At 70.5% G+C, this 13,947-nt stretch carries 14 protein-coding genes; 9 read left to right on the top strand and 5 right to left on the bottom strand.

Annotation, left to right across the window (positions count from 1 at the left end; genetic code table 11):
* Positions 1–24: 24 nt before the first annotated feature.
* Positions 25–696, top strand: coding sequence for a ribosome hibernation-promoting factor, HPF/YfiA family (gene hpf, locus QSK34_RS32010; RefSeq protein WP_285589624.1), 672 nt, complete (start codon positions 25–27; stop codon positions 694–696).
* Positions 697–833: 137 nt separating this feature from the next.
* Positions 834–1,547 (top strand): response regulator, encoded by a 714-nt coding sequence (locus tag QSK34_RS32005; RefSeq protein ID WP_062344665.1) that lies wholly within the window; start codon positions 834–836, stop codon positions 1,545–1,547.
* On the opposite strand, the gene QSK34_RS32000 is transcribed toward QSK34_RS32005, so the two are convergent.
* A complete protein-coding gene (locus tag QSK34_RS32000; protein WP_285589621.1) occupies positions 1,540–2,673 on the bottom strand; it encodes a winged helix-turn-helix domain-containing protein in 1,134 nt (377 codons plus the stop codon). The two genes, QSK34_RS32005 and QSK34_RS32000, sit on opposite strands and share 8 nt — an antisense overlap.
* Positions 2,674–2,709: 36 nt before the next feature.
* On the bottom strand, positions 2,710–2,979 hold the full coding sequence (locus QSK34_RS31995; RefSeq protein WP_030451244.1) for a hypothetical protein: 270 nt from the start codon (positions 2,977–2,979) through the stop codon (positions 2,710–2,712).
* A 213-nt stretch (positions 2,980–3,192) separates the two neighbouring features.
* Between QSK34_RS31995 and secA the strand changes: the two genes are divergently transcribed.
* Positions 3,193–5,985, top strand: a complete 2,793-nt coding sequence (gene secA / locus QSK34_RS31990; protein WP_161481574.1) for a preprotein translocase subunit SecA — start codon at positions 3,193–3,195, stop codon at positions 5,983–5,985.
* A gap of 114 nt (positions 5,986–6,099) precedes the next feature.
* On the opposite strand, the gene QSK34_RS31985 is transcribed toward secA, so the two are convergent.
* The 3 genes from QSK34_RS31985 to QSK34_RS31975 form a co-directional block, all read right to left on the bottom strand.
* A complete protein-coding gene (locus QSK34_RS31985) occupies positions 6,100–6,564 on the bottom strand; it encodes an Rv3235 family protein (protein WP_285589617.1) in 465 nt (154 codons plus the stop codon).
* Positions 6,565–6,763: 199 nt separating this feature from the next.
* Positions 6,764–8,008: a PTS transporter subunit EIIC gene (locus QSK34_RS31980; protein ID WP_285589615.1), complete on the bottom strand. Its 1,245-nt coding sequence runs from the start codon at positions 8,006–8,008 to the stop codon at positions 6,764–6,766.
* A 16-nt stretch (positions 8,009–8,024) separates the two neighbouring features.
* The gene (locus tag QSK34_RS31975; RefSeq protein WP_231515337.1) at positions 8,025–8,786 is read right to left on the bottom strand and encodes a GntR family transcriptional regulator; all 762 of its coding nucleotides are present in this window, start codon (positions 8,784–8,786) and stop codon (positions 8,025–8,027) included.
* A gap of 121 nt (positions 8,787–8,907) precedes the next feature.
* Here QSK34_RS31975 and QSK34_RS31970 point away from each other — a divergent pair, with 121 nt between their 5' ends.
* Genes QSK34_RS31970 through nagZ form a run of 6 tightly spaced genes read left to right on the top strand, consistent with a single transcriptional unit; the run spans position 8,908 to position 13,946 of the window.
* Positions 8,908–9,933 (top strand): SIS domain-containing protein, encoded by a 1,026-nt coding sequence (locus QSK34_RS31970; protein ID WP_285589799.1) that lies wholly within the window; start codon positions 8,908–8,910, stop codon positions 9,931–9,933.
* 30 nt (positions 9,934–9,963) lie between these two features.
* Positions 9,964–10,203 carry a PTS sugar transporter subunit IIB gene (locus tag QSK34_RS31965; protein WP_030451238.1) on the top strand — a complete coding sequence of 80 codons (240 nt, stop codon included), beginning with the start codon at positions 9,964–9,966 and terminating at the stop codon, positions 10,201–10,203.
* Complete coding sequence (locus QSK34_RS31960) at positions 10,200–10,646, top strand: PTS sugar transporter subunit IIA (protein ID WP_161481571.1); 447 nt, start codon at positions 10,200–10,202, stop codon at positions 10,644–10,646. Before QSK34_RS31965 ends, QSK34_RS31960 begins: the two co-directional genes overlap by 4 nt.
* A 56-nt stretch (positions 10,647–10,702) precedes the next feature.
* The gene (locus tag QSK34_RS31955) at positions 10,703–10,960 is read left to right on the top strand and encodes an HPr family phosphocarrier protein (protein WP_161481570.1); all 258 of its coding nucleotides are present in this window, start codon (positions 10,703–10,705) and stop codon (positions 10,958–10,960) included.
* Complete coding sequence (gene ptsP, locus QSK34_RS31950) at positions 10,960–12,645, top strand: phosphoenolpyruvate--protein phosphotransferase (RefSeq protein ID WP_285589605.1); 1,686 nt, start codon at positions 10,960–10,962, stop codon at positions 12,643–12,645. Before QSK34_RS31955 ends, ptsP begins: the two co-directional genes overlap by 1 nt.
* Before the next feature lie 17 nt (positions 12,646–12,662).
* Positions 12,663–13,946 carry a beta-N-acetylhexosaminidase gene (gene nagZ, locus QSK34_RS31945; protein WP_285589603.1) on the top strand — a complete coding sequence of 428 codons (1,284 nt, stop codon included), beginning with the start codon at positions 12,663–12,665 and terminating at the stop codon, positions 13,944–13,946.
* Position 13,947 lies beyond the last annotated feature (1 nt).

Here is a 13,947-nt window from a genome sequence, read left to right as displayed (position 1 = left end):
TCGATAGGCGAAGGGGGCTTTTGCGTGGACATCATCGTCAAGGGACGGCACACCGGAGTGAGCGACCGTTTCCGCGATCACGTGACTTCCAAGCTGGCCAAGATCGAGCGACTGGACAACCGACTCATCCGGGTTGACGTAGAGGTCTCGCGAGAGAAGAACCCCAGGATGAGCGACCAGAGGGAGAGGGTGGAACTCACCATCCACTCCAAGGGCCCGGCGGTCCGGGCCGAGGCGGCGGCAGACGACCGGTTCGCCGCGCTCGAGATCGCTCTGGGCAAGCTGGAATCGCGCCTGCGGCGGCTGAGCGACCGCCGCAAGATCCATCACGGGAAGAACTGCCCTCCGTCGGTGGCCGAGTTCACCGCGACCCTGGCCGACAACGGCGGCCTGGGCGAACCGGTGGCGAAGCTGCCCGAGCCGGAACTGCTCCACGACGACTACATCCCGCCGCAGAAGCCAGACAAGGGCTACACCGAACCCATCATCCCGATAGAGCAGGACGGCGACGGCCCCCTCGTCGTCCGCGAGAAGTTCCACCAGTCCGACGCCATCACCATCGACCAGGCCCTGCTGGAGATGGAACTGGTCGGCCACGATTTCTTCCTCTTCCGTGACAAAGAATGCGGCCACCCGAGCGTCGTATATCGGCGTCGCGGATACGACTACGGCGTGTTGCGGCTCGTCGAGGGCTGATTCGCGCCACCCCTTCCAACCTGAACGACCATGCGCCCCGCCCGGTGCGGGGCGCATGGCGTGCGAGATCCTCGCCAGTAGCGGAAGCCATGTCATGATGGCGATCCAGCTACCTGGCCCCCCGACGAGGAGGAGCTGTGAGTGACCGCAGCGTGCGAGACGACGCAAGCCGCCCCACCGGGCGCGGTGAGCCGATCCGTGTGCTGATCGTCGACGATCACTCGCTGATCCGCCGCAGCCTGGTGCTGGCCCTCCAGGCCGAAGCGGACATCGAGGTCGCCGGTGAGGCGAGCGACGGTCAGGAGGCCGTGGCGCTCGCCGAGAAGCTGCTGCCCGACGTCGTGCTGATGGACGTGCGGATGCCCAGACGCGACGGCATCGAGGCGACCAGGGCGATCAAGGAGAGCATGCCGACGACCCGCATCATCATGCTCACCGCCTCCGACGAGGAGGAGGACCTCTTCGAGGCCTTCAAGGCCGGCGCGACCGGCTACCTGCTGAAAGACGTGCAGATCGACGAGGTCCCCGACGCGGTCAGGGGAGTGCACAGCGGGCAGTCGTTCATCAACCCCGCCATGGCGACCAAGCTGATCACCGAGTTCGCCAGCATCAGCCGCAAAGAGGCCGAACGGCCGCCCCAGCTTCCGGTGCCCCGCCTGACCGACCGCGAGATGGAAGTGCTCCGGCTGGTGGCGAAGGGGATGAACAACCGCGAAATCGCGAAGGAACTCTTCATCTCCGAGAACACGGTCAAGAACCATGTCCGCAACATCCTGGAGAAGCTGCAACTGCACAGCCGGATGGAAGCGGTCGTCTACGCGGTCAGGGAACGCCTGCTAGAGATCACCTGATCTCCTCGACGCGCAGGCCCGTGCAGCCGACCCAGGTGGCCGCCTCGCGCAGGGCCTCTTCGACGGCGTCGAGCTTCTTCACGCCGGGCTCCAGGGTGACCCGCCGGGCGACCAGGGTGGTGCCCTCGCGGGCGGGGTCGACCCGGGCGATCAGTTTGCCGCCGTGGAGGACCGGCATCGCGAAGTAGCCGTGGACGCGCTTCTCCTTCGGGACATAGGCCTCCAGGCGGTGGGCCATGCCGAAGACGCGTTCCGCGCGGGCCCGTTCCCAGATCAGGGAGTCGAAGGGGCTGAGCAGGGTGGTGCGGTGGCGGCCTCGCGCCTCGCCCAGGGCCAGCGCCTCGGGGTCGGCCCAGGCGTTGGGGCCGCCCTTTCTGGCCGCCGGCCAGCCCGCCACCGTCACCGGGAGCAGCCCGCTCGCGCCGCTGAGCAGGGCGTCGTCGAGCATCGCGGCGTGTTTGTCGCGGACCCTCGTGTAGTCGACCAGGTCGGCCCGGGTCGCCACGGCCAGGGACCGGCCCGCGATCGAGGTCAGCCGGGTCACGCACTCTTCGTCGGTCAGGTCGATCTCCCGGTGCTCGACGGGGATCGCGCGTTCGGCCAGGTCGTAGACGCGGCGCCAGCCCTCGCGCCGTACGCAGACCACGTCGCCGACGTCGAGCAGGAACTCGATGGAGATCTTGGCGTCGGACCAGTCCCACCACGGCCCGCCCTTCTTGGCGCCGCCGATGTCTCCGGTGGTCAGGGGGCCGTCGCGGCGGACCCGCTCCAGGATGTCGCCCACCGTGGCGGGCACCTCGTGCCAGCGGAACCTGCGTTCGCGGTAGGCGCGGCGGCGGAAGGCGTAGACCGGCCAGTGTTCGATGGGCAGGATGCAGGCGGCGTGGCACCAGTATTCGAAGGCCGACCCGCTCCAGTAGGCCTGTTCGACCGCCGGGCGGCCGATCGCGCCCAGGCGGGCATAGGCCACCAGTTCGTGGGAGCGGGCCAGCACCGAGATCGTGTCGAGCTGCACGGCGCCCAGGCGGCGCAACATGCCCGCGGGGCCGCCCTTGCGGCCCCCGGCGCCCAGGAACCCCTGGGCGCGCAGGATCAGCCGCCGTGCTTCATCGGCCGTGAGGTCCATCCGGCCGACTGTAGTCGGGCGGACCGACAATTCGGCTCAGTGCTCGAAGGGGCTGTGGTGGTCGCGGGCGTCCATGACGCGCGGGGCGTCGATCACGACGTCGGAGAAGACGTCGAAGACCAGGGCGAGCACCGCGCCCACGGCCGACACGCCGACGCCCACCCAGACCATGGTCCAGTTGGAGGTGTCGGCGCCCAGGCCGGTGAGGCCCGCGCCGCTGATGATCGTGCCGATCAGGATCGTCGTCACCGCCACCCACGACTTCGCGCTGCCCGCGTGGCTTCCCTGGTGTGAGGTCTCTGCCATTCCGCCCTACCCGACTCGCGCCCTGTGCGTTCCTGACCGGAACACCGGACGGTCTCCCTACGTTTGACAGGGTTGAGCCTATCGACCCCGTCCCCCGGTCCGCCGCGCCGCTCCCCGCTGAATCCCGTGGTGGCTGTGTCTGGTGGTCGAACGGCCTACCATGGCACAGGGGAAGTGTGTCTCGTCCTCAGACCTGCGAGGAGCTTTACAAAAGTGGCAGCCATTCTCGACAAGATTCTCCGCGCCGGCGAAGGCAAGACGCTGCGGAAGTTGAAGCGTATCGCCGAGCAGGTCAACTCCATTGAAGAGGACTTCAAGAGCCTTTCCGACGAGGAGTTGCGGGCACAGACCCAGGAGTTCCGCGATCGCCACGCCGAGGGCGAGTCCCTCGACGACCTGCTGCCGGAGGCCTTCGCGGTGGTCCGCGAGGCGGCCCGCCGGGTGCTGGGCCAGCGCCACTTCGACGTCCAGATCATGGGCGGCGCCAACCTCCACATGGGGAACATCTCCGAGATGCGCACCGGTGAGGGCAAGACCCTCACCTGTACTCTCCCGGCCTACCTCAACGCCATCTCCGGCAAGGGCGTCCACGTCGTCACGGTCAACGACTACCTGGCCAAGCGCGACTCCGAGACCATGGGCCGCGTCCACCGCTTCCTCGGCCTCGAGGTCGGCTGCATCCTCGCCAACATGCCGTCCGACGAGCGCCGCCGGCAGTACGCCGCCGACATCACCTACGGCACCAACAACGAGTTCGGCTTCGACTACCTGCGCGACAACATGGCGTGGTCGATCGAGGAGCTCGTCCAGCGCGGCCACAACTTCGCCGTCGTCGACGAGGTCGACTCGATCCTGATCGACGAGGCCCGCACGCCGCTGATCATCTCCGGTCCCGGCGAGCAGTCCGGCAAGTGGTACTCCGAGTTCGCCAAGATCGTCCCCCGCCTCCGCAAGGGCGTCGAGGGCAAGGACGGCACCGAGAGCACCGGCGACTACGTCGTCGACGAGAAGAAGCGCACGGTCGGCATCCTGGAGGCGGGCGTCGAGAAGGTCGAAGACCTGCTGGGCATCGACAACCTCTACAAGCCCGAGCACACCCACCTCGTCCAGTTCCTCAACAACGCCCTCAAGGCGAAGGAACTGTTCAAGAAGGACAAGGACTACATCGTCGTCGACGGCGAGGTCCTGATCGTCGACGAGTTCACCGGCCGCGTCCTCCACGGCCGCCGCTACAACGAGGGCATGCACCAGGCCATCGAGGCCAAGGAAGGCGTGAAGATCAAGGACGAGAACCAGACTCTCGCCACGATCACCCTCCAGAACTACTTCCGCCTCTACACCACGCTGTCCGGCATGACCGGCACCGCGGCCACCGAGGCCAACGAGTTCCACCAGACCTACAAGCTGGGCGTCGTGCCGATCCCGACGAACCGGCCGATGATCCGCAAAGACCAGTCCGACGTGGTCTACAAGAGCGAAGACGCCAAGTTCATGGCGGTCGTCAACGACATCAAGGAGCGCTACGAGGCCGGTCAGCCGGTCCTCGTCGGCACCACCTCCGTCGAGAAGTCCGAGCGGCTGTCGCGCATGCTCAAGCACAAGGGCGTCCGCCACGAGGTGCTGAACGCGAAGAACCACGCGCGTGAGGCCGCGATCATCGCCGAGGCGGGCCGCAAGGGCGCCGTCACCGTCGCCACCAACATGGCCGGTCGAGGCACCGACATCATGCTCGGCGGCAACCCCGAGTTCCGCGCCGACCTCGAACTCCGCAGCCGCGGCCTCGACCCGGTCGAGACCGCCGAGGAATACGAGAAGGCCTGGGCCGAGGCGCTGGAGAAGGCCAAGGAAGCCGTCAAGGCCGAGCACGAAGAGGTCACCGCCCTCGGCGGCCTCTACGTCCTGGGCACCGAGCGCCACGAGTCCCGCCGCATCGACAACCAGCTGCGCGGCCGGTCCGGCCGTCAGGGCGACCCCGGCGAGTCGCGTTTCTACCTGTCGCTCGAAGACGACCTGATGCGCCTGTTCAACTCGGCCCGGGTCGAGATGATCATGACGCGGCTGAACATCCCCGAAGACCAGCCGATCGAGTCGGGCATCGTGTCCAAGGCGATCGCCTCGGCCCAGCACCAGGTCGAGCAGCAGAACTTCGAGATCCGCAAGAACGTCCTCAAGTACGACGAGGTCATGAACCGCCAGCGCAAGGTGATCTACGCCGAGCGCCAGAAGGTCCTTGAGGGCGCCGACCTCCACGACCAGGTCAACACCTTCATCGAAGACGTCGTCAGCGGCTACGTGAAGGGCGCCACCTCCGAGGGCTTCGCCGAAGAGTGGGACCTCGACAAGCTCTGGAACGCCTTCCGCCAGCTCTACCCGATCTCCCTCAAGATCGACGACCTGGCCGAGGAGGCCGGTGGCCGCGAGGGCATCGACGCCGCGCTGCTCGAAGAGCGGGTCAAGGCCGACATCCTGGCCGCCTACCGCAAGCGCGAGGAGGAGTTCGGCGCCGAGGTCCTGCGCGACGCCGAGCGCCGGGTCATCCTCGACGTGCTCGACCGCAAGTGGCGCGAGCACCTCTACGAGATGGACTACCTCCAGGAGGGCATCGCCCTCCGCGCCTACGCCCAGCGCGACCCGCTGATCGAATACCAGCGCGAGGGCTACGACATGTTCGCCGCGATGCTCGAGGGCATCAAGGAGAACTCGGTCAACTTCCTGTTCCGCTACCAGCCCCCGCAGCCGGTCGCGGAGAGCCCGATCTCCTACGAGGCGGGAGCCCAGCCCAACGCGGCCGTGGCCGAGGCCGGCTCGATCATCGCCAACGCGCTCCGTCGCCCGCAGCAGATGAGCTACTCGGGCCCCGGCGAAGACGGCGAGGTCGAGGTCCGCCGCTCGACCCCGGAACAGCGCGCCAACTACGGCAACGTCGAGCGCAACGCCCCGTGCCCCTGCGGCTCGGGCAAGAAGTTCAAGCGCTGCCACGGCGACCCGAAGAACGCGACCGCCTGACCTCACCAAGCTGAAGCCCTCTCCTTCATCGTGAAGGAGAGGGCTTTCGCCTGTCCGATGGCCGGCCGCCATGCGCCGGCCCTCGCCAGGCGGCGCACAGCGGCCCAGACAGGGTCAGGCCGTCTCGAACTCCGTCAGCACCCACTGCACGCCGCGGCGCTCCAGCCGGGCCGCCAGGACGCGGCTGCGCGGGGTGCAGCGGACCAGGGCGCACATCTCCACGGTGTCGTCGTTCGGGTGCTGGACGCGGGGCACGCCGACCCACGGCGGGCGGGTGCTGTCGATCATCTTCCCGGCGCGCAGGAGGCTCGCGTAGGCCGGGGCGCTCAGCCGGTTCTGGATGGTCTGCGGCGGGCGACGTCCGGCCAGGATCTCGGCCAGCGCCTGGACCAGGGCGCGCAGCCGCCGCTCGTCGGGGGCCGGTGAGGGAAGCTCGGCGGCCAGGGCCAGGGACCCGTGCGTCAGAGGGGCCGGGTGGCGCGGCGGTTCTTCGGTGCGGGGGACGAGCGGGTGGACGTCGGCGAGGTGGCCGTACACGGGGTCGGGCGTGGGGATCGGGGCGAGCCGGGGGAGAGGCATCGAGGCTCCGGGACGTCGGTGGTTAGGGACACCTGATAGAGGTTTCGGGCGGAGCGCTCGGATACGCGACCGTAGGTTTCCCGTCGCACCGGGGTGGCCGGATCGGCATACATGCCGATAGAAGCGGCGAGGTTGGTATGGACCGCCGGACGATCCGGCGATGGTCACTTCAACTGACAGTGCGAGGCCGGAAGCCGGGTCAGGTCGTGGCGTCCAGGTCGGACTCCGGGTCGCGGCCCGGGGTCATGATGTTCAGGCGCCTGATCAGGAACGTGAAGACCGCGTAGTAGACCACGAAGTAGACGACCCCGATGGCCATGATCAGCGCGAAGCCGTGGGTGTTGTCCTTGGTCGCGTTGAGGGCCGCGTCGATCGCGCCGCCCGAGAAGCCGAAGCCCAGCCGCCCGCCCAGCCCGGCCACCAGGGCCATCGACAACCCGGTGAGCAGGGCGTGCACCACGAAGAGGACGGGCGCCACGAAGATGAAGGCGAACTCGATCGGCTCGGTGATGCCGGTGACGAACGACACCAGCGCGGCGGAGATCATGATGGACCCGACCGCGTTGCGGCGGTGCGGGGGAGCGGCGCGCCAGATCGCGATGGCCGCCGCCGGGAGGCCGAACATCATCACCGGGAAGAACCCGGCCATGAACGCGCCCGCGCCGTCCTGGCCGGCGAAGTAGCAGTTCAGGTCGCCCGCCGTGTGGACGCCGCCGACGGTGCACTCGGGCACGGTGAACCACACGATCGAGTTCACGAAGTGGTGCATGCCCAGCGGGATCAGGGCCCGGTTCACCACGCCGTAGATGCCGGCCCCGAGTGTCGAGTGGGTCGCCAGCCAGTCGCCGAACGACGACAGCGCCTGGCCGATCGGGGGCCAGATCAGGCCGAACAGCACCCCCAGGAGCAGCCCGGCCAGGGCGGTCAGGATGGGGACGAAGCGGCGTCCGCCGAAGAAGGCCAGCCAGGCGGGCAGCTTGATCCGGTGGTAGCGCTGCCACAGCAGGCCGGTCACCAGGCCCATCAGGATGCCGCCCAGCACTCCGGTGGGGTTGGCGGCGGCCAGGTTGAGGGTCTCGGCGGGGGTGCCGGCGGTCACCACGGTCTGGGCGACGCGGGGGCGCAGCGAGGAGTCGAAGAACATCAGGTGGGTGACCCGGTCCCAGACCAGGTAGCCCACCACGGCGGCCAGGGCGGTCGAGCCGTCGGACTTCCGGGCGAAGCCGACGGCCACCCCGATCGCGAACAGCAGGGGCAGGGCGTCGAACAGGGCGCCGCCCGCGCCGCCGACGATCCGGGCGACCTTGTCGAGGGTCTCATTGGAGGTGCGGCCGAGCAGGTCGTCCTGGCCGATCCGGAGCAGGATCGCCGCGGCCGGGAGGGCCGCGATCGGGAGCATGAGGGAGCGCCCGATCCGCGACAACACGGTCATCGTGGCGGCCATCGTTCCTCCCGGGTCTCTAGGCCCGCCGTGGCTCCAGGAGTGTACGGAGCTGGTAGCGGTCGGCCCGGTAGGTCGACACGCCCAGCTCGGCGCAGACACCACCGGCGTAGGACCGGCGGGAGAGCAGCAGGACGGCTCCGCCGCGCGGGAGTTTCAGCAGGTCGGCGTCGCTCGGGTCGGCGATTCCGCCGTCGATCGTGAGTTCCCCGGCGTCGAGGATCAGACCGTACCGGGACTCCAGGAGCGCGTACAGGGATCGGCCGGAGAGGTCGTAGCTCTCCAGGTCGGGGGCGAGGGCCAGGGGGATGTGGGCGCGTTCGATCGCCAGGGGCTCGCCGTCGGCGGTGCGGAGGCGTTCGATGAAGTGAACTTCGTCACCCGGGGCGATGCCGAGTTCGCGGGCCAGGTGGGCGCTGGCCCGGACCACCCGCCGGTCGAGGTCGCGGCTGCCGGGCTCCAGGCCGCGGGCGCGCATGTCGTCGCTGAACGAGGTGAGCTGGAGGGCCAGCTCGATCTTCGGGCGGGCGACGAAGGTGCCCTTCCCCGGTACGCGGTGCAGCCGCCCCTCGCTGACCAGGTGATCCACCGCCTGGCGTACCGTCATGCGGGAGAGGCCGAAGCGCTGGCAGAGCTCCCGTTCCGACGGGATCGCCGCGCCGATGGGCAACTCGTTGCTCTCGATGAGGTCGAGGATGATCTCGCGGAGCTGGAAGTACTTCGGGACTGGGCTGTCGGGGTCGATCGTGGCGCCGGTCCCCCGGGCGTCGATGCCGGCCACTGTCGCCTCCCCTCTCCGCTTTGTTATGGTTCGTACTGGTCTAGTCCGGACTAGACCACACCGCCGAAATGTCTGTCAACGTACGGACCGATTACAGGATGGGCACGTGACGACGACGAAGATGCGCAGTGAGATCGCCGAACAGCCGGCCGCCCTGCGCGCCACGCTGGACGCCCTGCTCCCCCGAATCCCCGATGTCACCTCTCTCGCCGGACAGACCCGCCACCTGTTGTTCATCGCCCGCGGCACCTCGGACAACGCCGCGATCTACGGCCGCTACCTGATCGAGTCGCACGCCGGGCGGATGGCGGCGCTGGCCGCGCCGTCCATCGCCACAACCTACCGCCGCAGGATTGACCTCGACGGCGTGCTCGCCGTGGCCGTCTCGCAGTCGGGGCGGACCGAGGAGATCGTCGAGACCCTCGACTGGGCCCGCGACTGCGGCGCGAAGACCGTGGCCATCACCAACGGCGGGGAGCAGAGCCCGCTGGCCCAGGCCGCCGACCTCGCCCTGTGCACGGTGGCGGGCGAGGAGAAGGCGGTGCCGGCGACCAAGACGTACACGACCCAGCTGGCGGCCATGGCGGTGCTGGCGCTGGGCCTCGGCGCCGACGTCCACAAGGACGATCTCCAGAAGGCGCCCGACGCGATCCAGAAGCTCATCGAGGACCCGGGCGACCTCGACGCCCTGGTCGAGGGGCTGGCCGACAAGCCGGGCGTGGTCGTGTCGGGGCGCGGGCTGGCCTTCTCGACCGCGCTCGAACTGGCGCTGAAGCTCAAGGAGGCCTGCTACCTGCACGCCATGGGCCTGTCCTACGCCGACCTGCTGCACGGGCCGATCGCGGTCGTCGACGCCGACACCCCGGCGATCCTGGTCGCCGCCGGCGAGGGGCCGACCCTGCCGGGCACGATCGCGCTGGCCGAGCGGGTGACCGGCGCGGGCGCGGCGGCCTACGGCGTCGGCGGCGGGCACGCGCTCGCGAGCGCCTCCACGGCCTCGCTCAACGGTCCCGACCTGCCCGAATGGGTGGCGCCGCTGGGGCTGATCGTGCCCGGCCAGCTGCTCACCGAGGCGCTGGCGCGCCGGCTCGGGTACGACCCCGACGCCCCCCGCGGGCTGAACAAGGTCACCCAGACCGACGAGTAGGGTTCGGCCAGAGATCCAGAGGGAGGCGTCATGGCGGATGCGGCAAAGATCGTCGCGGCACTGGGCGGGCCGGCCAACATCATCGAGGTGGAGCCCTGCATCACGCGGCTCCGCACCGAGGTGCGGGACGCCTCCAAGGTCGACCATGACGTCCTCAAGCGGGCGGGCGCGCACGGCGTGATGGTCACCGGGAACGTCGTGCAGGTCGTCGTCGGGCCGGAGGCCGACACGATCGCCAGCGACATCGACGACCTGCTGGACTCCGCTTGACGACCGTCCACTCTCCGGTGAACGGCCGCGTGGTCGGGCTGCCGGCCGTGCCCGACCCCGTGTTCTCGCAGGCCATGGTGGGTCCGGGGGCGGCCGTCGACCCGGCGCGGGGGCCGCAGGTCGCGGTCGCGCCGATCGCCGGGCGGCTGGTCAAGCTGCACCCGCACGCCTACATCGTCGTCGGCGACGACGGCCGGGGCGTGCTGACCCATCTCGGGGTCGACACCGTGAAGCTGCGCGGTGCCGGCTTCGAGCTGCTGGTGGTGGAAGGCGACCTCGTCACGGCCGGGCAACCTGTCGTCGCCTGGCACCCGCATGCCGTCGACGAGGAGGGGTATTCGCCGGTCTGTCCGGTGATCGCCCTGGACGCCGGGCCGGAGAGCGTCTCCGGCGTGGTGAGCGGACCGGTCGAAGCGGGCGATCCCCTCTTCGACTGGCATTGACCCCGAACCGGGTGTTTGGATGAGTGGTCCGGACCGCCGGACCCTGAGGAGGCAGCGTGCCGCAACGAAGGCTCATCGTCGAGGCGGAGGTGGGCCTGCACGCCCGTCCGGCCGCCACGTTCGTGCAGACCGCGACCAGATCGCCGGCCACCGTGACCGTCGCCAAGGGCGACGGCGCGCCGGTCAACGCCAAGAGCATCCTGTCGGTGCTGGCCCTCGACGTGAAGAAGGGCGACGCCATCACCATCAGCACCGAAGGCGACGGCGCCGAGGAGCTGCTCGACGAACTCGCCTCGATCGCCGGGGCGCCCTGATGGCCACCACGCTCAAGGGCTCCGGGGTCAGCCCCGGCACCGGCTACGCCGCCGCCCACCTGCTCGTCGGCTCGATCCCCGAGCCCCCGAAGGGCGCCGTCCACGACGGCGACGCCGCGGCCGAGAAGGCCCGCGTCCAGGCCGCGCTCGAAGAGGTGGCCGCCGACCTGGAGGCCCGCGGCGAGCGCGCCGGGGGAGAGGCCGCCGAGGTGCTGTCGGCCCAGGCGATGATGGCCCGCGACCCCGGCCTGGCCGACGGCGTCGACGAACTGGTCGACGCGGGGGTCTCCGGTGAGAGGGCCGTGTACGAGGCCTTCGGCGCCTACCGCGACCTGCTGGCCGCCGCCGGGGGATACCTGGGGGAGCGCGTCGCCGACCTCGACGACATCCGCGACCGCGCCGTCGCCCGGCTGACCGGGGCGCCGATGCCCGGGGTGCCGGTCGACGCGGCGGAGCCGTACATCCTGGTGGCCCGTGACCTGGCCCCGGCCGACACCGCGCTGCTCGACCGGAACCTGGTCGCCGCCTTCGTCACCGAAGACGGCGGGCCGACCAGTCACACCGCGATCCTGGCCCGCGCGATGGGCGTGCCGGCCGTCGTCGGCTGCGCGGGCGCGACCGCCCTCGTGCCGGGCACGCTGCTGCTGGTCGACGGCGCGACCGGCGAGGTCGTCATCGAGCCCGAACCCGCCGCCGCGCAGGCCGCCGTCGCGACCGCGCGGGCCCGCGCCGAGGCGCTGTCGGGCACGACCGGGCCCGGCGCCACCGCCGACGGGCACCCCGTCCCGCTGCTCGCCAACGTCGGCGGCCCGAAGGACCTCGAAGCCGCGCTGGCCAACGGCGCCGAGGGCGTCGGCCTCTACCGCACCGAGTTCCTCTTCCTCGACCGCGCCGACGCCCCCTCGGAGGAGGAGCAGCAGGCCGCCTACCGCGCCGTGTTCGACGCGTTCCCCGGCGGCCGGGTGGTGGTCCGCACCCTCGACGCGGGTGCCGACAAGCCGCTGGCCTTCCTGCCGCCGCCCGGCGAGGAGCCCAACCCGGCCCTCGGCGAACGCGGCCTGCGCATGTTCCGCCGCTACCCCGACATGATGGCCGCCCAGCTCGGCGCGCTGGCCCGCGCCGCCGAGGGCGCCGAGGCGATCCCCTACGTCATGGCCCCGATGGTGGCGACCGTCGCCGAGGCGGCCTGGTTCGCCGACGCCTGCCACGCGGCCGGGCTGGAGACCGCCGGCATCATGATCGAGGTGCCGTCGGCCGCGCTGCGCGCCCGCGACCTGGCCAAGGTGGTCGACTTCTTCTCGATCGGCACCAACGACCTCACCCAGTACGCCATGGCCGCCGACCGCCAGGTCGCCGGCGTCTCCGAGCTGCAGGATCCGTGGCACCCGGCGGTGCTGGACCTGATCGCGCTGGCCGCCGGGGCGGCGGGCGCGGCCGGGAAGGGCTGCGGCGTGTGCGGCGAGGCCGGCGCCGACCCGGTGCTGGCCTGTGTGCTGGTCGGACTCGGGGTGACGTCGTTGTCGATGGGCGCCCCCGCGCTGCCGTGGGTGCGTGCGTCGCTGGCCCGGCACACCCTCGACCAGTGCCGCGCGGCGGCCGACGCCGCCCGGTCGGCACCGGGCGCGTCCGAGGCGAAGGAGGCGGCCAGGGCCTGCCTGACCGGCCTGGGTGATCTGGGGCTCTAACCACTACGGTGTCTGAGGTGTCCCTCCACAGGGCGCTGCTCGGCGCCGGTCTGCTCGTCGTGGTGGCGGGGTGTTCGACCACCCCGCCACGCACCGCTCTCCCCAGTTCCCCGACGACCACGGTCGTCGCCCCGCCTCCTCCCCCGTCGCCGTCTCCCACCGAAGATCCGACGGCGGAGCTGACGGTCGAGGAGAAGGTCGGCCAGCTCCTCATGCCGGTGCTCTACGGCTCGTCGGCCAGAGCGGCCCACCAGGAGAACCTGGCCCGTTACGGCGTCGGCAGCCCGGCCGAGGTGATCAGGAAGTACCACCTGGGCGGGGTGATCCTGTTCCCCGGCACGGGCAACATCCAGAGCGCCCGCCAGGTCGCCACGTTCACCGCCGGGCTGCGCTCGGCGGCCGGGAAGGTGCCGCTGCTGATCGGCGTCGACCAGGAGAACGGCATCGTCTCCCGGCTCAAGGGCATCGTCACCGAGATGCCCGGCGCCTCGGTGATCGGCCAGACCGGCGACCTGCGCAACGCCCGCGACGCGGCCCGGGTCACCGCCGAGGAGCTGAACGCGCTCGGCATCTCGCTCGACTTCGCGCCGGTCGCCGACGTGAACGTCAACCCGAACAACCCGGTCATCGGGCCGCGCGCCTACGGGAACGATCCGGAGAAGGTCGCCGACATGGTCGGCGCGGCCGTGCAGGGCTTCCGCGACGGCGGGGTCGCCGCGACGGTGAAGCACTTCCCGGGCCACGGCGACACCAACGTCGACAGCCACACCTCGCTGCCGGTCATCGACCACACCCGCGAGGAGTGGGAGAAGCTCGACGCGCCGCCGTTCAAGGAGGCCATCGCCAACGACGTCGACGCCGTCATGAGCGCCCACATCGTGATGCCCGCGCTCGACCCGTCGGGCGACCCGGCCACCCTGTCGAAGAAGATCCTCACCGGGGTGCTCCGCGGCGAGCTCGGCTTCGACGGCGTCGTCTTCACCGACGCGCTGAACATGGACGGCGTGCGCAAGAAGTACGGCGACGGCGAGGTGGCCGTCCGGGCGATCCTGGCCGGGGCCGACATCCTGCTCATGCCGCCCGACTTCGACGTGGCGCGTGACGCGGTGCTCGCGGCGGTGGAGTCGGGCCGCATCAGCGCGACCCGGCTGAACCAGTCGGTCGAGCGCATCCTGCATCTCAAGCGGGAGTTCCGCCTCGACAGCCCGCGCACCTTCCCGACCCCGGCCGAGGCTGTGAAGCTCATGAAGACCGGCGAGCACCGGGCCGTGGCCCGGCGGATCAGCACCGCCGCGAAATGAC

The organism is Herbidospora sp. NBRC 101105 (assembly GCF_030269205.1).
Lineage (GTDB): Bacteria > Actinomycetota > Actinomycetes > Streptosporangiales > Streptosporangiaceae > Herbidospora > Herbidospora solisilvae.
Note: the sequence above shows the minus strand (reverse complement) of the source record. Positions and strands in the feature narration are given on the sequence as shown.